The sequence below is a fragment of the Pseudomonas oligotrophica genome, from assembly GCF_021726475.1.
Classification (GTDB): Bacteria; Pseudomonadota; Gammaproteobacteria; order Pseudomonadales; family Pseudomonadaceae; genus Stutzerimonas; species Stutzerimonas oligotrophica.
Genome location: NZ_JAKJRU010000001.1, coordinates 441,966 through 462,547, shown reverse-complemented (window position 1 = coordinate 462,547; position 20,582 = coordinate 441,966). Strand labels below are relative to the sequence as shown.

General features: G+C 67.9%; 19 protein-coding genes. 10 read left to right on the top strand and 9 right to left on the bottom strand.

What is annotated here, in order from left to right; genetic code table 11:
* The first annotated feature begins 99 nt into the window (after positions 1 to 99).
* On the top strand, positions 100 to 1,524 hold the full coding sequence (locus tag L3N39_RS02175) for an aspartate ammonia-lyase (RefSeq protein ID WP_237255560.1): 1,425 nt from the start codon (positions 100 to 102) through the stop codon (positions 1,522 to 1,524).
* A gap of 90 nt (positions 1,525 to 1,614) precedes the next feature.
* Positions 1,615 to 2,874: a dicarboxylate/amino acid:cation symporter gene (locus L3N39_RS02170; RefSeq protein WP_237255559.1), complete on the top strand. Its 1,260-nt coding sequence runs from the start codon at positions 1,615 to 1,617 to the stop codon at positions 2,872 to 2,874.
* Positions 2,875 to 2,886: 12 nt separating this feature from the next.
* Here the strand turns inward: L3N39_RS02170 and L3N39_RS02165 are convergent, their stop codons facing one another.
* Positions 2,887 to 3,705 (bottom strand): helix-turn-helix domain-containing protein, encoded by an 819-nt coding sequence (locus tag L3N39_RS02165; protein WP_237255558.1) that lies wholly within the window; start codon positions 3,703 to 3,705, stop codon positions 2,887 to 2,889.
* 171 nt (positions 3,706 to 3,876) lie between these two features.
* Here L3N39_RS02165 and L3N39_RS02160 point away from each other — a divergent pair, with 171 nt between their 5' ends.
* Together L3N39_RS02160 and L3N39_RS02155 are read left to right on the top strand one after the other, a co-directional pair.
* Entirely contained in the window at positions 3,877 to 5,319 is a 1,443-nt protein-coding gene (locus L3N39_RS02160) for an alanine/glycine:cation symporter family protein (RefSeq protein WP_237255557.1), read from the top strand.
* A 180-nt stretch (positions 5,320 to 5,499) separates the two neighbouring features.
* A complete protein-coding gene (locus L3N39_RS02155) occupies positions 5,500 to 6,486 on the top strand; it encodes an asparaginase (RefSeq protein ID WP_237255556.1) in 987 nt (328 codons plus the stop codon).
* Between the two features lie 13 nt (positions 6,487 to 6,499).
* Here L3N39_RS02155 and L3N39_RS02150 read toward each other — a convergent pair whose 3' ends face one another.
* From L3N39_RS02150 to L3N39_RS02125, 6 genes are all read right to left on the bottom strand, one after another.
* Entirely contained in the window at positions 6,500 to 7,201 is a 702-nt protein-coding gene (locus tag L3N39_RS02150) for a carbonic anhydrase (protein WP_237255555.1), read from the bottom strand.
* 69 nt (positions 7,202 to 7,270) lie between these two features.
* Complete coding sequence (gene glsB / locus L3N39_RS02145; protein WP_237255554.1) at positions 7,271 to 8,179, bottom strand: glutaminase B; 909 nt, start codon at positions 8,177 to 8,179, stop codon at positions 7,271 to 7,273.
* A gap of 66 nt (positions 8,180 to 8,245) precedes the next feature.
* Complete coding sequence (locus tag L3N39_RS02140; RefSeq protein WP_061340320.1) at positions 8,246 to 8,548, bottom strand: P-II family nitrogen regulator; 303 nt, start codon at positions 8,546 to 8,548, stop codon at positions 8,246 to 8,248.
* 1 nt (position 8,549) lies between these two features.
* Entirely contained in the window at positions 8,550 to 9,491 is a 942-nt protein-coding gene (locus L3N39_RS02135; protein ID WP_237255553.1) for a sodium-dependent bicarbonate transport family permease, read from the bottom strand.
* A 99-nt stretch (positions 9,492 to 9,590) separates the two neighbouring features.
* Positions 9,591 to 11,396, bottom strand: a complete 1,806-nt coding sequence (gene oadA, locus L3N39_RS02130) for a sodium-extruding oxaloacetate decarboxylase subunit alpha (RefSeq protein WP_237255552.1) — start codon at positions 11,394 to 11,396, stop codon at positions 9,591 to 9,593.
* An 11-nt stretch (positions 11,397 to 11,407) separates the two neighbouring features.
* Positions 11,408 to 12,823: an acetyl-CoA carboxylase biotin carboxylase subunit gene (locus L3N39_RS02125; protein WP_237255551.1), complete on the bottom strand. Its 1,416-nt coding sequence runs from the start codon at positions 12,821 to 12,823 to the stop codon at positions 11,408 to 11,410.
* A 250-nt stretch (positions 12,824 to 13,073) separates the two neighbouring features.
* On the opposite strand from L3N39_RS02125, the gene L3N39_RS02120 reads away from it, so the two are divergent.
* Entirely contained in the window at positions 13,074 to 14,018 is a 945-nt protein-coding gene (locus L3N39_RS02120; RefSeq protein WP_237255934.1) for a LysR family transcriptional regulator, read from the top strand.
* Here the strand turns inward: L3N39_RS02120 and L3N39_RS02115 are convergent.
* Positions 13,963 to 14,178: a PA3496 family putative envelope integrity protein gene (locus L3N39_RS02115; protein WP_237255550.1), complete on the bottom strand. Its 216-nt coding sequence runs from the start codon at positions 14,176 to 14,178 to the stop codon at positions 13,963 to 13,965. The two genes, L3N39_RS02120 and L3N39_RS02115, sit on opposite strands and share 56 nt — an antisense overlap.
* A 116-nt stretch (positions 14,179 to 14,294) precedes the next feature.
* Positions 14,295 to 15,158 (bottom strand): transcriptional regulator HexR, encoded by an 864-nt coding sequence (gene hexR / locus L3N39_RS02110; protein WP_237255549.1) that lies wholly within the window; start codon positions 15,156 to 15,158, stop codon positions 14,295 to 14,297.
* Between the two features lie 176 nt (positions 15,159 to 15,334).
* Between hexR and zwf the strand changes: the two genes are divergently transcribed.
* From zwf to thpD, 5 genes are all read left to right on the top strand, one after another.
* The gene (zwf, locus tag L3N39_RS02105; protein WP_237255932.1) at positions 15,335 to 16,759 is read left to right on the top strand and encodes a glucose-6-phosphate dehydrogenase; all 1,425 of its coding nucleotides are present in this window, start codon (positions 15,335 to 15,337) and stop codon (positions 16,757 to 16,759) included.
* A gap of 560 nt (positions 16,760 to 17,319) precedes the next feature.
* Positions 17,320 to 17,835 (top strand): diaminobutyrate acetyltransferase, encoded by a 516-nt coding sequence (ectA, locus tag L3N39_RS02100; RefSeq protein ID WP_237255931.1) that lies wholly within the window; start codon positions 17,320 to 17,322, stop codon positions 17,833 to 17,835.
* Positions 17,832 to 19,109, top strand: a complete 1,278-nt coding sequence (gene ectB / locus L3N39_RS02095; RefSeq protein WP_237255548.1) for a diaminobutyrate--2-oxoglutarate transaminase — start codon at positions 17,832 to 17,834, stop codon at positions 19,107 to 19,109. The genes ectA and ectB overlap by 4 nt, the downstream gene beginning before the upstream one ends.
* Before the next feature lie 10 nt (positions 19,110 to 19,119).
* Positions 19,120 to 19,524 carry an ectoine synthase gene (locus L3N39_RS02090; RefSeq protein WP_237255547.1) on the top strand — a complete coding sequence of 135 codons (405 nt, stop codon included), beginning with the start codon at positions 19,120 to 19,122 and terminating at the stop codon, positions 19,522 to 19,524.
* 50 nt (positions 19,525 to 19,574) lie between these two features.
* Complete coding sequence (gene thpD / locus L3N39_RS02085; protein ID WP_237255546.1) at positions 19,575 to 20,492, top strand: ectoine hydroxylase; 918 nt, start codon at positions 19,575 to 19,577, stop codon at positions 20,490 to 20,492.
* The last annotated feature ends 90 nt before the right edge of the window (positions 20,493 to 20,582 follow it).

Below are 20,582 nucleotides of genomic sequence, written 5' to 3'. Positions count from 1 at the left end.
ATGGGGCAGCAAGCAACGGCATTGGCCACGCATGGGGCTGAAGCCTTAATTTTAAGCCGTCCAAGCCCACCACCTGGCAAGAAAGGCCAAGCAAACATCATGTCCGAATCTGCATCATCGCGTATCGAATACGACCTCCTCGGCACCCTCCCGGTCCCCGCCGACGCCTACTACGGCATCCAGACGCTGCGCGCGGTGAACAACTTCCGCCTGTCCGGCGTGCCGCTGTCGCACTACCCCAAGCTGGTCACCGCGCTGGCGATGGTCAAGCAGGCCGCGGCCGACGCCAACCGCGAGCTGGGCTACCTCAGCCCGGCCAAGCACGAGGCCATCAGCCAGGCCTGCGCACGGCTGATCCGCGGCGAGTTCCACGAGCAGTTCGTGGTCGACATGATCCAGGGCGGCGCCGGCACCTCGACCAACATGAATGCCAACGAGGTGATCGCCAACCTGGGCCTGGAGGCCATGGGCCACGTCAAGGGCGAGTACCGCTACCTGCACCCGAACAACGACGTGAACATGGCGCAGTCGACCAACGACGCCTACCCGACGGCGATCCGCCTCGGCCTGCTGCTCGGCCACGACACCCTGCTGGCCAGCCTCGACAGCCTGATCCAGGCCTTCGCCGGCAAGGGCGAGGAATTCGCCCAGGTGCTGAAGATGGGCCGCACGCAGCTGCAGGACGCCGTGCCGATGACCCTCGGCCAGGAGTTCCAAGCCTTCGCCACCACCCTCGGCGAGGACCTCGGCCACCTGCGCCGCTTCGCCCCCGAGCTGCTGCTGGAGGTCAACCTCGGCGGCACCGCGATCGGCACCGGCATCAACGCCGACCCGCGCTACCAGGCCATCGCCGTGCAGCGCCTGGCCGAGATCAGCGGCCAGCCGCTGCGCCCGGCCGCCGACCTGATCGAGGCCACCTCGGACATGGGCTCCTTCGTGCTGTTCTCCGGCATGCTCAAGCGCCTGGCGGTGAAGCTGTCGAAGATCTGCAGCGACCTGCGCCTGCTCTCCAGCGGCCCGCGCACCGGCTTCAACGAGATCAACCTGCCGCCGCGCCAGCCGGGCAGCTCGATCATGCCGGGCAAGGTCAACCCGGTGATCCCCGAGGCGGTCAACCAGGTCGCCTTCGAGGTGATCGGCAACGACATGGCGCTGACCTTCGCCGCCGAGGGCGGCCAGTTGCAGCTCAACGTGATGGAGCCGCTGATCGCCTACAAGCTGTTCGACTCGATCCGCCTGCTGCAGCGCGCCATGGACATGCTGCGCGAACACTGCATCGAGGGCATCACCGCCAACGAGGCGCGCTGCCGCGAGCTGGTGGAGAACTCCATCGGCCTGATCACCGCGCTGAATCCCTACATCGGCTACGAGAACAGCACCCGCATCGCCCGCGAGGCGCTGCTCAGCGGCCGCGGCGTGCTGGAGCTGGTGCGCGAGGAGCGCCTGCTCGACGACGCCATGCTGGCCGACATCCTGCGCCCGGAAAACATGGTCGCGCCGCGGCAGATCCCGCTGGCGGTGTGACCCCCCTCTGCGCCCGGCCAGCCGCCGGGCGCTCGCTTGCCGGGCCGCGCGTGCGGCCCGTTCGCACAATAAAAACAAACAGGAAGCCCCATGACCCCGAGTACCACCCTCTCCGCACCCCTGCGCCTGCTCGTCCGCCTGCCGCTCTGGCAGCAGATCCTTCTCGGCCTGGCCCTCGGCGCCGCCGCCGGCATGGCCTTCGGTGAAGGCGCGCAGACACTGGCGCCGATCGGTACGCTGTTCCTCAATGCGATCAAGATGCTCATCGTGCCGCTGGTGTTCGTCTCGCTGGTGGCCGGCATCACCTCGATGCACGACAGCGCCAAGCTCGGCCGCATCAGCCTGAAAACCATCGCCATCTACCTGGTGACCACCGCCTTCGCGGTGAGCATCGGCCTGCTGTTCGGCGCGCTGTTCAGCCCGGGCGAAGGGATGAACATGCTCGCCAGTGGCAATGAGCAGGCCAAGCAGGCGCCCTCGCTGGTGTCGATCCTGGTCGGCCTGGTGCCGGCCAACCCGGTCACTGCCTTTGCCGAGGGCAACATCCTGCAGATCATCGTCTTCGCCATCGCCCTGGGCGTGAGCATCAACCTGGTCGGCGAACGCGCGGCGCCCGCGGTGCGCCTGTTCGATGCGCTGGCCGAGACCTTCTACAAGCTCACCGACCTGGTGATGCGCGTCGCGCCGATCGGCGTGTTCGCCCTGACCGCCGGCGTGGTCGGCAGCCACGGCGCCGAGGTGCTGCTGCCGCTGGCCGGCGTGATCGGGGTGATCTACCTCGCCAGCATCACCCATGTGCTGCTGGTCTACGGCGGGCTGCTCGGCCTGCTCGGGCGGCTCAATCCGCTGCGTTTCTTCCAGGGCATCGCGCCGGCGCTGGCGGTGGCCTTCAGCACCTCGAGCAGCTCCGGCACGCTGCCGGTGTCCATCGAATGTGCACGCAAGAACCTCGGCGTGTCCGAAGGCGTGGCCGGCTTCGTGCTACCGGTGGGCGCCACCATCAACATGGACGGCACGGCGATCTACCAGGGCGTGCTGGCGCTGTTCATCGCCCAGGCCTTCGGCATCGAGCTGGGCGCCGGCCAGTACGCGATGATCATCCTCACCGCGACGCTGGCCTCCATCGGCACCGCCGGCATCCCCGGCGCCGGGCTGATCATGCTCGGCCTGGTGCTCAGCGCCGCCGGCCTGCCGCTGGAAGGCGTGGCGCTGATCGCCGGGATCGACCGCATCCTCGACATGGCGCGCACCACGGTGAACGTCGCCGGCGACCTGATGACCACCACGCTGGTCGGGCGCAGCGAGCAGGAACTCGACCGCGCGGTGTACGACAGCAGCAACAAGGAGTGACGCAGCGGCGGGCTATTCGATCTGGAACAGCCCGCTCTCCACGTGCGGCGTCGCCAGGCGCTCACGGATCTCGGCGTCGATGCGCGGGTCGTCCGGGGCGTAGAGCATCACCTGGCGATAGGCGCTGACGCGGTTGATCTCCTTGCCCAGGTATTCCCAGACCACGCGGGTGCAGGCCGGGGTGCGGCGGTCGCCGGAGGAGACCCCGGTCTTCAGCCCGTTGAGCCGGGTGATGCGGCTCTTGAAGCTGGGAATGAGGATGGTCTGGCTCATCTCGTTGAGCGTCAGCGACTCGTAGTCGATCAGGAACAGCCGGTCCTGCAGGCCGAACGCCGCGCCCAGGTAGCGGCAGCGCACCCAGTCCTCGGCCTGGCCGCGGGTCGGGCTGGCGCGCTCCTGGCGCTCCTGGCGCTCGAACAGGAACTGACCGCCCTCCTCGCGCAGCTGCACCAGCGAGACCAGCACGCTGCCGGGCACCGACATGCAGTTGGCGTATTCGAAGTAGTAGCCGCAGTAGCGCGCCAGGCTGGCGGCGTGCTCGCGCAGCGGCTGCAGCAGCGCCAGCAGCGGATCGGTGCGCGGCCCGGCCTGTACTTCCGGGTGGCGCGCGCCGACCAGCTGGGCGAACTGCTCGGGCGGCAGCTCCAGCTCGTAGCCCTCGACACCGAAGAAGTCGCCGATGCGCTTGAGGTTGTACGGCGTCGGCCGGCTCTGCCCGCCCAGGTACTTGTTGAACTGTGCGCGGTTGATCGCCAGGCGCCGGCAGACCTCGGCGATCGAGCGGTAGTGGCAGCACAGCAGCTTGAGGTTTTCGGCGAGGTGGGAGGTCATGGCGGGCTCGGCAGAACTGGCGCAAGTGACGCCACTATAGCATCAGGTCGCGTCACTTCGCGGCCAGCTGCGAAATTGTCCGGCGTGCCGTCGCTGGTCGACCATCGCAGCCTCGCGCGGCCCGCCACCTCGGGCCCTGCACACAACAAAGACAAAAAGGTGAACATTGCCATGCTCGACCTATTGAATGACCTCATCTGGAGCAAGGTGCTGATCGTGATGCTGATCGGCCTGGGTCTGCTCTTCACCATCCGCTCGGGCTTCGTCCAGTTCCGCTACTTCGGCAGCATGTTCAGCATCTTCGCCCATGCCTTCGAACGCCAGCCCGGCCAGCTCTCCTCCTTCCAGGCCCTGATGCTCTCGGTGGCCGGCCGCGTCGGCGCCGGCAACATCGCCGGCGTCTCGGTGGCGATCATGCTCGGCGGCCCGGGCGCGATCTTCTGGATGTGGATCGTCGCCCTCGTGGGGATGGCGACCAGCTACTTCGAGTGCTCCCTGGCGCAGCTGTACAAGCGCCGCGAGCCGGACGGCACCTACCGCGGCGGCCCGGCGTTCTACATCCAGCACGGCCTCGGCCAGCGCTGGCTGGGCATCGTCGTCTCGATCCTGCTGCTGGTGACCTTCGGCTTCGGCTTCAACGCGGTGCAGTCCTTCACCGTGGCCAGCTCGCTGCATGACACCTTCGGCGTGCCGACCCTGGCCAGCGGCGTGCTGCTGACCGCGGTGATCGGCATGATCATCTTCGGTGGCATCCGCCGCATCGCCAAGTGGGCCGACGTGCTGGTCCCGGTGATGGCCTTCTCCTACCTGGCCATGGCGCTGTTCGTCATCGGCAGCAACTTCGGCGCGATCCCCGACACCCTGGCGCTGATCGTCAAGAGCGCCTTCGGCCTGGAGCCGGCCTTCGCCGGCGGCATCGGCGCGGCGATCCTGATGGGCGTCAAGCGCGGCCTGTTCTCCAACGAGGCAGGCCTGGGCAGCGCGCCGAACGTCGCCGCGGTGGCCGAAGTCAAGCACCCGGTGGCGCAGGGCATCGTGCAGTCGCTGTCGGTGTTCATCGACACCATCATCCTGTGCAGCTGCACCGCGCTGATCATCCTGCTCTCGGGCGTCTACCAGCCGGGCATGGAGCAGGCCGGCGTGGTACTGACCCAGAGCGCGGTGGCCAGTGTGGTCGGCGAGTGGGGCCGGGTGTTCGTCACCATCGCACTGCTGCTGTTCGTCTTCACCACGCTGATCTACAACTACTACCTCGGCGAGAACGCCCTGGGCTTCTTCACCGAGAAGCGCTCGCCGGTCATGGTTTATCGCGTGCTGGTGGTCGGCCTGGTGCTCTGGGGCTCGGTGCAGGACCTGGGCACGGTGTTCGCCTTCGCCGACGTCACCATGGGCCTGCTGGCGATCGCCAACCTGGTCGCGGTGACCCTGCTGTTCAAGGTCGGCCTGCGCCTGATGCGCGACTATGACAGCCAGATCCGCGCCGGCATCGAGCAGCCCGTGCTCGACCCGCAGCAGTATGCCGACCTGGACCTCGATCCGGCCGCCTGGCCGGCCGTGGATGCCGCCGCCAGCCGTCCGACCAACGCCTCGGCCGCACCGGCCCGGGCCTGCTGAGCCCGTCATGCCCGGCGCCTGCGCCGGGCAGCCTGCCGGGCCGCCGCTCGCCTTGGCCCCGGCCAGGAAAACCGCTAGGGTCTGTTCCGCTTCGCGCGCGCCGCGCCGGAGCGGCAACGGCCTTGCGCCAAGCCCCCTTCCCAACCCTGCGGCCCTGCGCCGCGCGAGTGAGGACTGCGCGTGAAGCATTCTCCCCAACGGCTGCTGGTGCTCTATACCGGCGGCACCATCGGCATGCAGCAGAGCGCCAGCGGGCTGATGCCCGCCTCCGGTTTCGAGGCGCGGCTGCGCGAGCGCCAGGCCGAGGAACGCGCGCCCCTGCCGGACTGGACGTTCCGCGAGATGCTGCCGCCGCTGGACAGCGCCGACATGCAGCCGCGCCACTGGCTGCAGATGGCCGAAATCATCCGCGCGGCGGTCGAGCACGACGGCTGTGACGCCGTGCTGCTGCTGCACGGCACCGACACCCTGGCCTACAGCGCGGCGGCCCTGTCGTTCCTGCTGCTCGGCCTGCCGGCGCCGGTGCTGCTGACCGGCTCCATGCGCCCGGCCGGCGCCGCGAACAGCGACGCCTGGCCGAACCTGTTCGGCGCCATGCGCGCGCTGCAGGCCGGTCTGGTGCAGGGCGTGCAGCTGTACTTCAACGGCGCGCTGCTGCACGGCGCGCGGGTCAGCAAGCTGCGCAGCGAGGCCTTCGATGCCTTCGCCGAGGCCGCTCGCCCGCGGCTGGCGGCACCGGCCGCCGCGCTCGCACCGGACTACCGCACGCCACGGCGCAACGCCGCGGTGGCGCTGCTGCCGCTGTATCCGGGGGTCGGCGCGGCGCAGGTCGAGGCGCTGCTGGCCGGTGACGTCGAGGCGCTGCTGCTCGAATGCTACGGCAGCGGTACCGGGCCATCGGGCGATGCCGCCTTCATCGCGGCGCTGGAGGCGGCCCATCGCCGCGGCGTGGTGCTGGCGGCGATCAGCCAGTGCCCGGCCGGGCACGTCGAGTTCGGCGTCTATGCCACCGGCAGCCGCCTGCGCCAGGCCGGCGTGGTCAACGGCGGCGGCATGACCCGCGAGGCCGCGCTGGGCAAGCTGTTCGCCCTGCTCGGCGCGGGCCTGCCCCAGGCCGAGGTCGAACGCCTGTTCGCCCGCGACCTGTGCGGCGAACTGGCGGACTGAGCGTCCGCCTGGCTCAGCCGCGCAGCTGGTAGCGCGGGCGCGGCGTGGCCATCGGCAGCGGGCCGTCACCGATCAGGCGGAAAGCGCCGGCCTGCGCATCATAGGCGCGGATCTCGCTGGTGCCGATGTTGTAGACCCAGCCGTGGATGAACAGCTGGCCGCTGGCCAGGCGCGCAGCGACCGACGGGTGGGTGCGCAGGTGGTCGAGCTGGGCGACCACGTTCTCCTCGGTGAGGATGCCCAGGGTGTGCTCGTTGGCGCAGCCGCAGTTCTCCTCCACCACGTGCCGGGCGACCTCGGCGTGGCGCAGCCAGGCCTTGACCGTGGGCATGCGCTGCAGCGGGGCCGGGTCGAGCACCGCCTTCATCGCGCCGCAGTCCGAATGCCCGCAGATGATGATGTGCTGCACGCCGAGCGCCACCACGGCGAACTCGATCGCGGTGGAGACGCCGCCGAGCATCTGCCCGTAGGGCGGCACCACGTTGCCGACGTTGCGGGTGACGAACAGGTCGCCCGGCGAGCTCTGGGTGATCAGCTCGGGAATGATCCGCGAGTCGGCGCAGGTGATGAACATCGCCCGCGGCTTCTGCTCGAAGGCAAGCTTCTCGAACAGCTCGCGCTGTTGCGGATAGACCTCCTCGCGAAAGCGCTTGACCCCGCCGACGATGGCGTCGAGGGCCTGCTGCGCGGTTTCGCTCGTCTTGTCATCGCTCATGTTCGTTTCTCCAAGGACTTCATTCAAAAGGGTGGGACGCGGCGGCGGCACGGCCGGACACCGCGTGCATCAGAAGACCGACCAGTCGATGCGCTGCGACAGCGCCTCCAGCGCCGCCATGCCGATCAGCGAGTTGCCGGCGGCGTTGAGTTCCGGTGACCAGACGCAGACGCTGAAGCGCCCCGGCACCACCGCGACGATGCCGCCACCGACGCCGCTCTTGCCCGGCAGGCCGACCCGGTAGGCGAAGTTGCCGGCCTCGTCGTACAGGCCGCTGGTGGCCATGATCGCGTTGACCTGGCGCGCCTGGCGCGGCGTGAGCACCGCCTCGCCGCTCTGCAGGCAGTGCCCGTCGCGGGCGAGGAAGCCGAAGGCGCGGGCCAGGTCGATGCAGTTCATGCGCAGCGCGCAGTGGTGGAAATAGCTGCGCAGCACCGCCTCGACGTCGTTGTGGAAGTTGCCGAAGGCCTGCATCAGGTAGGCCATCGCCGCGTTGCGCGCCCGGTGCTGGTACTCGGACTCGGCCACCCGCGCATCCGAGACGACGTGCGGGTTGCCGGACAGGTGGCGGACGAAGTCGCGCAGCGAGATCTCCGGGGTGGCGAAGCGCGACTGGTTGATGTCGCAGATCACCAGGGCGCCGGCGTTGATGAACGGGTTGCGCGGCCGGCCGCGCTCGAACTCCAGCTGCACCAGCGAATTGAACGGCTGCCCCGAGGGCTCGTGGCCGAGGCGCTCCCACAGCGACTCGCCGCGGTGGCCGATGGCCTGCACCAGGCTGAACACCTTGGAGATGCTCTGGATCGAGAACGGCGTGCGCGCGTCGCCGGCCGCGAACAGCTCGCCCTCGGCGCTGCACACGGCGATGCCCAGCTGGTCGGGCGCCACGTCGGCCAGCGCCGGGATGTAGTCGGCGACGCGCCCGCGGCCGAGCAGCGGGCGCACCTCGTCGAGTATTTCTTCAAGCAGGGCTTGCATCAGGCAGCTCCATCGGTCCTGGTTCTGCAAGTGGACGCCCTGGGTCCGCCGGCCATCACAGGCGACTCAGAACTTCTCCGGGCGCAGCACCTCGACCTCGGCCAGGTAGCAGACCATGGCGAAGTTCTCGTAGTAGCGCTGGGCCAGGTGCTCGGCGATGCGCTCGGCGATCTCGCGGCTGCAGATCACCTCCAGGCGGATGTTGCCCTCGGTGTCCCAGCCGGCGCTGCGCACGCCGCGGCTGCCGCTGCCGCGGGCGTCCGACAGCGTCCAGCCGGGCGCGCCGAGGGCCTGCAGGTCGACCTCCAGCTTGTGTTCCAGGGCGGCTTCGCAGATCACGGTGAGCAGGGTGCGGGTATGGACGGGCATGTCAGAACCCCCAGGCGATCAGCTGTTCGGCCAGGGCCAGGTACAGCGGGATGCCGATCAGGATGTTGAACGGGAAGGTGATGCCGAGCGACGCGGTCAGCGACAGCGACGGGTTGGCTTCCGGCACCGCCAGGCGCATCGCCGCCGGCACCGCGATGTAGGAGGCGCTGGCCGACAGCGTGGCGAGCATCGCCGTGCCGCCCAGCGACAGCCCCATGAAACGCGCCAGCAGCGCGCCGACCAGCGCGCCGAGCAGCGGCATGAGCAGCGCGAAGGCGGCGAGCTTGATGCCATAGCGCTTGAGCGAACCGAGCTGGCCGGAAGCGATCAGGCCCATCTCCAGCAGGAAGAACGCCAGCACCGGCTTGAACATGCTGGTGTACAGCGGCTCCAGCGGCTTGATCGCCTCCTTGCCGGCGATCGCGCCGATCACCAGGCCGCCGAGCAGCAGCATGATGCTCTTGCCGAGGAAGATCTCGCGGCCCAGCTCCTTCCAGTCGGTGTCCTTCGACACGCCCTTGGCCAGGAGGATGCCGACCAGGATCGCCGGGATCTCGAGGATCGCCACGAACAGCGGCATGTAGCTTTCGAAGAACACCTCGCGCGCCACCAGGTAGGCGACCACCACGGCGAAGGTACCGGCGCTGACCGAGCCGTAGTGCGCGGCCACCGCCGCCGCGTTGATGCGGTCGAAGCGCAGCCCGCGCAGCAGGCCGAAGGCGATCACCGGCAGCACGATGCCCAGCCCCAGCACCAGCAGCGACTGGCCGAGCAGCGCGGCGCTGGCCTGTTCGGCCAGTTCCACGCCGCCGTGCAGGCCGATGGCCAGCAACAGCACGATGGACAGCGTCTCGTAGAGCGCCGGTGGCAGTTTCAGCTCGCTCTTGACGAGCCCAGCCAGCAGGCCGAAGACAAAGAACAGTACGACTGGGTCGATTCCCATCGCTCACTCCGCTAGACGAAATTGCAAGGCAACCTTCCCTGGCCTTCATCCGGCCTGAAAAAAGGGAGCCACCAGGGCTCCCAAGGGACTTTCTTGGAATCAGGCCTCGATCTCTATCAAGACTTCGCCCGGGTTCACCCGGTCACCTTTGCCGACGTGAACCGCCTTCACGGTGCCGGCGATCGGTGCCTGGATCTCGGTCTCCATCTTCATCGCCTCGCTGACCAGCACCGCCTGGCCGGCCTTGACCACGTCGCCTTCCTTGACCAGCACGTCGACCACGTTGCCCGGCATGGTGGTGCTGACGTCGCCCGGCGCACTGGCCTGGCGACGGCCGCCGCCGCTGCCGCCGACGAACTCGTTGAGCGGCTCGAAGACCACCTCTTCCGGCATGCCGTCGATGGACAGGTAGAAGTGGCGCTTGCCCTCGGCCTTGACGCCGACACCGGTGATGTCGACGCGGTAGCTCTCGCCGTGCACGTCGATGACGAACTCGGTGGGCACGCCGCCCTGGGCCGGCGCCGCGGCCACGCCGGGCATCGGCAGCAGCACTTCGGGCTGCAGGGTGCCGGCTTCGCGCTCCTCGAGGAACTTGCGGCCGATGTCCGGGAACATGGCGTAGGTCAGCACGTCCTCCTCGCTCTTGGCCAGTTCGCCGATTTCCTTGCGCAGCTTGGCCAGCTCGGGCTGGAGCAGGTCGGCCGGGCGGCAATCGATGACCTCCTCGCTGCCGATGGCGAGGAAGCGCAGGCGCTCGCAGACCGGCGCCGGCGCCTTGCCGTAGCGGCCCTGCAGGTAGTACTTCACCTCGGTGGTGATGGTCTTGTAGCGCTCGCCGGCGAGCACGTTGAAGAACGCCTGGGTGCCGACGATCTGCGAGGTCGGGGTGACCAGCGGCGGGTAGCCGAGGTCCTTGCGCACCTTGGGAATCTCGGCCAGCACTTCGTCCATGCGGTGCAGCGCGCCCTGCTCCTTGAGCTGGTTGGCGAGGTTGGAAATCATCCCGCCGGGCACCTGGTTGACCTGCACGCGGGTATCGACGCCGGTGAATTCGCTCTCGAACTGGTGGTACTTCTTGCGCACCGCGTAGAAGTACAGGCCGATCTCCTGCAGCAGTTCCAGGTCCAGGCCGGTGTCGTACGGGGTGCCCTTGAACGCGGCGACCATCGACTCGGTGCCCGGGTGGCTGGTGCCCCAGGCCATCGAGGAGATCGCGGTGTCGATGCGGTCGGCGCCGTTCTCCACCGCCTTGAGCTGGCACATGCTGGCCACGCCGGCGGTGTCGTGCGAGTGCACCACCACGTCGAGTTCGGGCAGCGCCGCCTTCAGCGCCTTGACCAGCTCGCCGGTGGCGAAGGGGGTCAAGAGGCCGGCCATGTCCTTGATGGCGATGGAGTCGATGCCCATCGCCGCCATCTGCCGGCCCTGCTCGACGAAGGCTTCGACGGTGTGCACCGGGCTGGTGGTGTAGGCGATGGTGCCCTGGGCGTGCTTGCCGGCCTTCTTCACCGCGCGGATGGCGGTTTCCAGGTTACGCACGTCGTTCATCGCGTCGAAGATGCGGAACACGTCGATGCCGTTCTCCGCGGCCTTGGCGACGAACGCCTCGACCACGTCGTCGCTGTAGTGGCGGTAGCCCAAGAGGTTCTGCCCGCGCAGCAGCATCTGCAGGCGGGTGTTGGGCAGTGCCGCCTTGAGCTGGCGCAGGCGCTCCCAGGGGTCTTCCTTGAGGAAGCGCACGCAGGCGTCGAAGGTCGCGCCACCCCAGACTTCCAGCGACCAGTAGCCGACGCGGTCGAGCTTGTCGCAGATCGGCAGCATGTCCTCGGTACGCATGCGGGTCGCCAGCAGCGACTGGTGGGCATCACGCAGGATGGTATCGGTAACGCTGATTTTCTTGCTCATGGGTGTGGTCCTCACAGGCCTGCGTGGGCGGCGATGGCGGCGGCGATGGCCAGGGCAAGTTCGCCCGGCTTGCGTTTGATCGAGTAGTTCAGCAGTTCCGGATGGTTGTCGACGAAGCTGGTGTTGAACTGCCCGCTGCGGAATTCCGCGTCGGCCAGGATCTGCTGGTAGTAGGTGGCGGTGGTCTTCACGCCCTGCACGCGCATGTCGTCGAGCGCCCGCGAGCCGCGCGCCAGCGCCTCTTCCCAGGTCAGCGCCCAGACGATCAGCTTCAGGCACATCGAGTCGTAGTACGGCGGGATGGTGTAGCCGGTGTAGATCGCCGTGTCGGTGCGTACGCCCGGGCCTCCCGGTGCGTAGTAGCGGGTGATCTTGCCGAAGCAGGGCAGGAAGTTGTTGCGCGGGTCCTCGGCATTGATGCGGAACTGCAACGCATAGCCGCGGTACTGGATGTCTTCCTGCTTGACCGACAGCGGCAGGCCCGAGGCGATGCGGATCTGCTCGCGGACGATGTCGATCCCGGTGATTTCCTCGGTGATGGTGTGCTCGACCTGCACCCGGGTGTTCATCTCCATGAAGTACACTTCGCCATCGGCGAGCAGGAACTCCACGGTGCCGGCGTTCTCGTAGCCCACCGCCTTGGCCGCCTTGACCGCCAGGTCGCCGATGTAGGCGCGCTGCTCGGGGGTCAGCTGCGGGCTGGGGGCGATCTCGATGAGCTTCTGGTTGCGCCGCTGGATCGAGCAGTCGCGCTCGAACAGGTGCACGGTATTGCCGAAGCTGTCGGCGAGGATCTGCGCCTCGATGTGCTTGGGCTCGACGATGCACTTTTCCAGAAACACCTCGGCGCTGCCGAAGGCCTTGGTCGCCTCGGAGATCACCCGCGGATAGGCCTGGGTCAGTTCTTCCTGCGAGTTGCAGCGACGGATGCCACGGCCACCGCCACCGGAGGTCGCCTTGAGCATCACCGGGTAGCCGATGCGCCCGGCTTCGCGCAGCGCCTCCTCGAGGTCGGCGACGTTGCCCTCGGTGCCGGGCGTGCAGGGCACGCCGGCCGCCATCATCGAACGGCGCGCCTCGGTCTTGTCGCCCATGCGGCGGATCACCTCGGCCGAGGGGCCGACGAACTTGATCCCGCGCTGGGCGCAGATCTCCGCCAGCTCGGCGTTCTCGGAGAGGAAGCCGTAGCCCGGGTGCAGCGCGTCGCAGCCGGTCTCCACGGCCAGGTTCACCAGCTTGCGCGGGTTCAGGTAGCCGGCCAGCGGGTCCTCGCCGATGAAATGCGCCTCGTCGGCACGCTTGACGTGCAACGCATGGCGGTCGGCCTCGGAGAACACCGCCACCGAGCGTACGCCCATCTCGGCGCAGGCACGCACGATGCGTACGGCGATTTCCCCGCGGTTGGCGATCAGCAGCTTCTTGATCACGCTGTCTTCCCTCGGATCGATGATCAGGTGGCCCGTAGCGGGCCGGTGGGCGCTCGTGGAGCGCGTTTTTCACCCTACGCCGGCGCTGTCGATCAATAGAAATGAATAATTGTTTGCCCGACCATAAGAAAAGACTTATACAAGCGCAACGACGGTGCCTGAGGCACCCTTCAGCGGATGTTTTCTGATCGTTCGGTCAGCGGAATCGAAGCCGGGAACGGCAACGGAGGAGCCCATGCGGAAGTCCCTGATGCGCATGACCCTGCGCCAGCTGCAGGTGTTCAGCGCGGTCTGCGAGACGCGCTCCTACAGCCGTGCCGCCGAGGAGATGGCCCTGACCCAGCCGGCGGTCAGCTCACAGATCCGCCAGCTCGAGGAGCTGGTCGGCCAGCCGCTGTTCGAGTACGTCGGCCGCAAGCTCTACCTGACCGAGGCGGCCGAGGCGCTGCGCCGGGCCAGCGGCGACATCTTCGGCCGCCTGGAGAGCCTCGACATGCAGCTCTCCGACCTGCGCGGCTCGCTGCAGGGCCAGCTCAACCTGGCGGTGGAATCGAGCGCCAAGTACTTCGTCCCGCACCTGTTCGCCGCCTTCAAGCAGCAGCATCCGGAGGTCGGCCTGCAGCTGACGGTGGTCAACCGCGCCCAGGTGATCAAGCGCCTGGCCGACAACCGCGACGACCTGGTGATCATGTCGCTGATGCCCACCGAGATCGCCCTGGAGTTCCTGCCCTTCCTGAACAACCCGATCATCGCGGTGGCGCCGCCCGAGCACCCGCTGTGCAACGCCGCCAGCCTGACCCTGCAGGACCTCACCGCCTACCCGCTGCTGATCCGCGAGCAGGGCTCGGGCACGCGCAAGGCCTGCGAGGAATACTTCCAGCAGAAGCGTGCGCATTTCGCCCAGACGGTGGAAATCGCCTCGCTGGACGCCCTGCGCGAGGCGGCCATCGCCGGCCTCGGCGTGGCCCTGCTACCGCGCCATGCGGCGAGCCTGGAGCTCGGTCACGGCCTGCTGCGCGAGCTGCCGGTGGAGGAGCTGCCGCTGTACCGCAGCTGGTGCGTGGCGCATGCCCGCGGCAAGCGCCTGAGCCCGGTGGCCCAGGCGTTCTTCGCCTTTATCCGCGACCGCCGCGCGCAGATCAGTGCGCTGGCGACACGCTTCGGCGGTTCTGCGCCCAGGCCTGCTGCGCAGTGAGCGCCGAGGGCTCGGCGAAGGGGTCGAGCAGGGCCTGCAGGCGGCGCTGCTCGGCGTAGCTCTCGATGGCGCGGCGGTAGCGCATGCGACGCACGTCCTGGGCCTTGCGGCGGGCCTTGGCGTCGAGTGGCGAAACGGATTCGTCGATGTTCGGCAGCATGGCGTGTCTCCCGGCGAGAGGTTTCGGGAGTTCCAGCTTCCACCGGCCAGATGACCGGGTGATTGCAGCTTGCCGACAGGCCGATGACCGCGGCGCAGCGGTCGCCGCGGCGCGCCTCAGTCGTCGTGCTTCACCGTCTTGGGCGACAGGCGCAGGCTGCGCAGGCTGCGCTTGACGCTCTTGAGGTGGTTGACCAGGCTCGGCCCACGCGCCATGGCCACGCCCATCGCCAGCACGTCGATCACCACCAGGTGGGCGATGCGCGAGGTCAGCGGCGTGTAGATCTCGGTGTCTTCCTGCACGTCGATCGCCAGGTTGATGGTCGCCAGCTCGGCCAGCGGCGTCTGGCTCGGGCACAGGGTGATCAGCGTGGCGCCGGTCTCGCGGACCACGTTGGCGGTGATCAGCAGGTCCTTGGAACGCCCGGACTGCGAGATGCAGATGGCCACGTCTGACGGCTTGAGCGTCACCGCCGACATCGCCTGCATGTGCGGGTCCGAGTAGGCCGCCGCCGAGAGCAGCAGGCGGAAGAACTTGTGCTGCGCGTCGGTGGCCACCGCGCCGGAGGCGCCGAAGCCGTAGAACTCCACCCGCTCGGCGCGGGCGATGGCCGTCACGGCGCGCTCCAGGGCCTGGGGGTCGAGGCGCTCGCGCACCTCCATCAGGGTGTGCAGGGTGGTGTCGAAGATCTTCTGGCTGATGTCGCCGATGGCGTCCTGCTCGCTGATCGAGAACTGCCCGAAGCTGGCCCCGGCGGCCAGGCTCTGCGCCAGCTTGAGCTTGAGGTCCTGGAAGCCCAGGCAGCCGATGGCGCGGCAGAAACGCACGATGGTCGGCTCGCTGACGCCGACGGTGTGCGCCAGGTCGGCCATGGAACTGTGCATGACCGCCGCCGGGTCGAGCAGCACGTGATCGGCGACCTTGAGCTCCGATTTGCGCAGCTGGCTTCGGGATTGGGCGATGTGTTGCAGCAGGTTCACAGGGCGGGCTCGCTATGATCGGCTGGCGACCGCCGGGCGCAGCGCGTCCGGCCACCCGGCCAGCGGGTTGTAGTGGGTCGGTAGTTATACTACAAGCCCTCTGCCGGCGCCCAACAATCCGGCCGTTTTTTGCCCACTTACGCACCTGGAGTGATGCCGTGTCGATTTCCTGTGACATGCTCGTGTTCGGCGGGACCGGTGACCTGGCTCTGCACAAGCTGATCCCCGCGCTCTACCACCTGCATCGCGAGGGCCGCCTGCACCGCGACGTGCGCATCCTCGCGCTGGCACGCAAGAAGCTCGATCGTGCCGCCTACCTGGCCCTGGCCGAGCGCCACTGTCGCGCCCAGGTGGCCCGTGGCGACTTCACCACCGAGGCCTGGCAGGCCTTCGCCGAGCGCCTGGACTACCTGCCGCTGGACGCCACCCAGCGCAGCGAATTCGTCCGCCTGGCACACCATCTGGGCCGCAGCGGCAACCGTGTGCGGGTCTACTACCTGGCCACCGCGCCGGACCTCTTCGAGCCCATCGCCAGCCACCTGGAAAGCGCCGGGCTGGCCGACCCGCAGGCGCGCATCGTGCTGGAGAAGCCGATCGGCCACTCGCTGGAATCGGCGCAGGCGATCAACGCCGCCATCGGCCAGGTGTTCGCCGAGCCGCGCATCTATCGCATCGACCACTACCTGGGCAAGGAGACGGTGCAGAACCTCATGGCGCTGCGCTTCGCCAACGCGCTGTTCGAGCCGATCTGGCGCGCCGGGCACATCGAGCACGTGCAGATCACCGTGGCCGAGACCCTCGGCGTGGAAAACCGCGGCAGCTACTACGACCACGCCGGTGCCATGCGCGACATGCTGCAGAACCACCTCTTGCAGCTGCTCTGCCTGGTGGCGATGGAGGCGCCGGTGCGCTTCACCGCCGAGGCGGTGCGCAACGAGAAGGTCAAGGTGCTCGAGGCGCTCAAGCCGGTCACCGGCATGGACGTGCAGGACAAGACCGTGCGCGGCCAGTACGGCGCCGGCCGCATCGGCGGCCAGGAGGTGTCGGCCTACTACTTCGAGGCCAACGTCGACAACGACAGCGACACCGAGACCTTCGTCGCGGTGCAGGCCGAGATCGACAACTGGCGCTGGGCCGGCGTGCCCTTCTACCTGCGCACCGGCAAGCGCATGGCGCGCAAGCGCTCGGAGATCATCATCACCTTCAAGCCGGTGCCGCACATGCTGTTCAAGAAGGGCGAGGTCAACCGCCTGGTGATCCGCCTGCAGCCGGACGAATGCATCAGCCTGCAGCTGATGGCCAAGGCGCCGGGCAAGGGCATGCAGCTCGAGCCGGTGGAGCTGGATCTGAACCTGGCGCATGCCTTCAGCAGCACCCGGCGCTGGGACGCCTACGAGCGCCTGCTGCTGGACGTGATCGAGGGCGACTCGACGCTGTTCATGCGCCGCGACGAGGTAGAGGCGGCCTGGCGCTGGGTCGATCCGATCCTCAAGGGCTGGCAGGGCCACTACCGCAAGCCGCGCCCCTACCCGGCCGGCGAGGACGGTCCCGAGCAGGCCCGCCAGCTGCTCGAACGCCATGGCCACCAGTGGTGGCACTGAACTTGCGCCGCATATCGCCGTGAACTCCCATGGCAGACGGCCTGCAACTTCCCGCGAGGCGGCCAAGTTGCACCGCGCAACTTCCTGCACCACTCGACATATCGAGAAAATATTCACGCACCTGAATAGCCGCCGAACTTCGCCGATGCGCATGCGCTGCCAGCGAAGTTCAGCGGGCGATATTTGCCGGCGTCCAGCACGCCGGCCAGGTGCCCCCGCGGCCGCGCTCGACGGCCATGCCGGACGCCCCTGGCAACGCTCCTGAATTTCCTTGAAAGCCTTGCAATACAAGGCCTGCAGCCCGTTCGCCCGGTCATCCTGGCAGCCACCTCGACGCCGCCCGGACGCGCCCGCACCCATCGCCGGGAACCCCGAGCGCAAACTGCACTCGAACTAACCCGCATAACTAGCTGAAACTTCGCCGTCATCGGCCAATATCCGCGGCGCATTCACGACCCTCTCGGGAAGTTGAGGGTTGAGAAAACTTTGCGGATATGCCTACCCTAAAAAGGAATTCAATCAACAACCCAAAAGGCATTGTTTTGAGTTTCACCACCGTACTGCTCCGTCGTCCAACCGACGGCGACGGTTACCCCCTTCATCAGCTGGTGGCGCGCTGCCAGCCCCTCGATAGCAACTCGGTGTACTGCAACCTGCTGCAGTGTTCCGACTTCGCCGATACCGCCATCGCCGCCGAGACCGCCGAAGGTCAGCTGGTCGGTTTCATCTCCGGTTATCGCCCACCGCAACGCCCGGACACCCTGTTCGTCTGGCAGGTGGCCGTGGACGGCTCGATGCGTGGCCAGGGCCTGGCCCTGCGCATGCTGCTGGCACTGGTCGGCCGGGTCGCCCGGGCACACGACGTGCGCTACCTGGAAACCACCATCTCGCCGGACAACGGCGCGTCCCAGGCGCTGTTCCGCCGCGCCTTCGCCCGCCTCGGCGTCGAGGCGCAGACGCGCACGCTGTTCGGCCGCGACAGCCACTTCGCCGGCAAGCACGAGGACGAGGTGCTCTATCGCGCCGGTCCGTTCGACATTTCCCGACTCGAAGAAGAGCTCAAGGAGCCCGCATGAAAACTTTCGAACTCAGAGAATCCAAGGTTCGCAGCTACTGCCGTTCCTTCCCCGTCATCTTCAAGCAGGCCCGCGGCGCCGAACTGATCACCGCCGACGGCAAGCACTACATCGACTTCCTCGCCGGTGCCGGCACGCTGAACTACGGGCACAACCACCCGCAGCTCAAGCAGGCGCTGCTCGACTACATCGAAGGGGACGGCGTGACCCACGGCCTGGACATGTACACCGCGGCCAAGGAGCGCTTCCTCGAGACCTTCGCCCGGCTGATCCTCGAGCCGCGCGGCATGGCCGACTACCGCATGCAGTTCACCGGCCCGACCGGCACCAACGCGGTGGAAGCGGCGCTGAAGCTGGCGCGCAAGGTCACCGGGCGCAGCAACGTCATCAGCTTCACCAACGGCTTCCACGGCTGCAGCATCGGCGCCCTGGCGGCGACCGGCAACCAGCATCACCGCGGCGCCTCCGGCACCGGCCTGGCGGACGTCAGCCGCATGCCCTACGCCAACTACTTCGGCGACAAGACCAACACCATCGGCATGATGGACAAGCTGTTGTCCGACCCGTCCAGCGGCATCGACAAGCCGGCCGCGGTGATCGTCGAGACGGTGCAGGGCGAGGGCGGCCTGAACGTCGCCTCGGCCGAGTGGATGCGCAAGCTGGAAAAGCTCTGCCTCAAGCACGGGATGCTGCTGATCGTCGACGACATCCAGGCCGGCTGCGGCCGCACCGGCAGCTTCTTCAGCTTCGAGGAGATGGGCATCAAGCCGGACATCGTCACCCTGTCCAAGTCGCTGTCCGGCTACGGCCTGCCGTTCGCCATGGTGCTGCTGCGCCAGGAGCTGGACCAGTGGCAGCCGGGCGAGCACAACGGCACCTTCCGCGGCAACAACCACGCCTTCGTCACCGCCGCCGCGGCGCTCGAGCACTTCTGGCAGACCGATGAGTTCTCCGGCAGCGTGAAGGCCAAGGGCAAGCGCATCGCCGACGGCATGCAGCGCATCATCCGCCGCCACGGCCCGGATTCGCTGTTCCTCAAGGGCCGCGGAATGATGCTCGGCATCAGCTGCCCGGACGGCGAGATCGCCGCCGCGGTGTGCCGCCAGGCGTTCGCCGACGGCCTGGTGGTCGAGACCAGCGGCGCCCACAGCGAAGTGGTCAAGTGCCTCTGCCCGCTGGTGATCAGCGAGGCGCAGATCGACAAGGCGCTGAACATCCTGGACAAGGCCTTCGCCGCCGTGATGGGCGAGCAGGCTGCCAACCAAGCTTCCTGAGGACACCGCGATGATCGTCAGAACCCTGGCCGAGTGCGAAAAGACCGAGCGCAAGGTCCACAGCCAGACCGGTACCTGGGACAGCACGCGCATGCTGCTCAAGGACGACAAGGTCGGCTTCTCCTTCCACATCACCACCATCTACGCCGGTAGCGAGACCCACATCCACTACCAGAACCACTTCGAGGCGGTGTACTGCATCAGCGGCAATGGCGAGATCGAGACCATCGCCGACGGCAAGATCTACCGGATCGAGCCGGGCACGCTCTACGTGCTCGACCAGCACGACGAGCACCTGCTGCGCGGCGGCAGCGAGGACATGAAGCTGGCCTGCGTGTTCAACCCGCCGCTCAATGGCCGCGAAGTCCACGACGCAAGCGGTGTCTATCCGCTGGAGGCCGAAACCCTCGCCTGAGCGAGGCGCGGGGCGCCCCGGCGCCCCGCCCAGATATAAAGGAGGACCACATGCGCAGCGCAGCAGACGACCTGTACCCCTCGCGCCACGAAGACCAGCCGCGCTGGCAGGAGCGCCTGGACCCGGTCGTGTACCGCAGCGACCTGGAGCACGCGCCCATCGCCGCCGAGTCGATCCAGCGCTTCGAGCGCGACGGCTACCTGGTCATCCCCGGGCTGTTCAGCGCCGACGAGGTCGCGCTGTTTCGCGCCGAACTCGAGCGCATGCGCCAGGACCCGGCGGTGGCCAGCTCCGGCAAGACCATCCAGGAACCCGACAGCGGCGCGATCCGCTCGGTGTTCGCCATCCACAAGGACAACGCCCTGTTCGCCCGCGTCGCGGCGGACGAGCGCATCGCCGGCATCGCTCGCTTCATCCTCGGCGGCGACGTGTATGTCCATCAGTCGCGGATGAACTTCAAGCCCGGCTTCAAGGGCAAGGAGTTCTACTGGCACTCGGATTTCGAGACCTGGCACGTCGAGGACGGCATGCCGCGCATGCGCTGCCTGTCGTGCTCGATCCTGTTGACCGACAACTCGCCGCACAACGGCCCGCTGATGCTGATGCCCGGCTCGCACAGGCACTACGTGCGCTGCGTCGGTGCCACGCCGGAGAACCACTACGAGAAGTCGCTGCGCAAGCAGGAGATCGGCGTGCCCGACGAGAACAGCCTGGCCGAGCTGGCCAGCCGTTTCGGCATCGACTGCGCCACCGGCCCGGCCGGCAGCGTGGTGTTCTTCGACTGCAACACCATGCACGGCTCCAACGGCAACATCACCCCCAGCGCGCGCAGCAACCTGTTCTACGTCTACAACCATGTGGATAATGCCGTGCAGGCTCCGTTCTGCCAGCAGGCACCCCGCCCGGCGTTCGTCGCCGAGCGCGAGGACTTCACCGCGCTGCGTATCGAGCCGCAAAGGTATCTCTGACGCCCGCGGGTTCGTCTGATCGACGAGCCCCGCTCTCCTCTGCCGCCCAGGGTCGCCGACCCCGGGCCAGGGATGACTCTCACCAAGGTT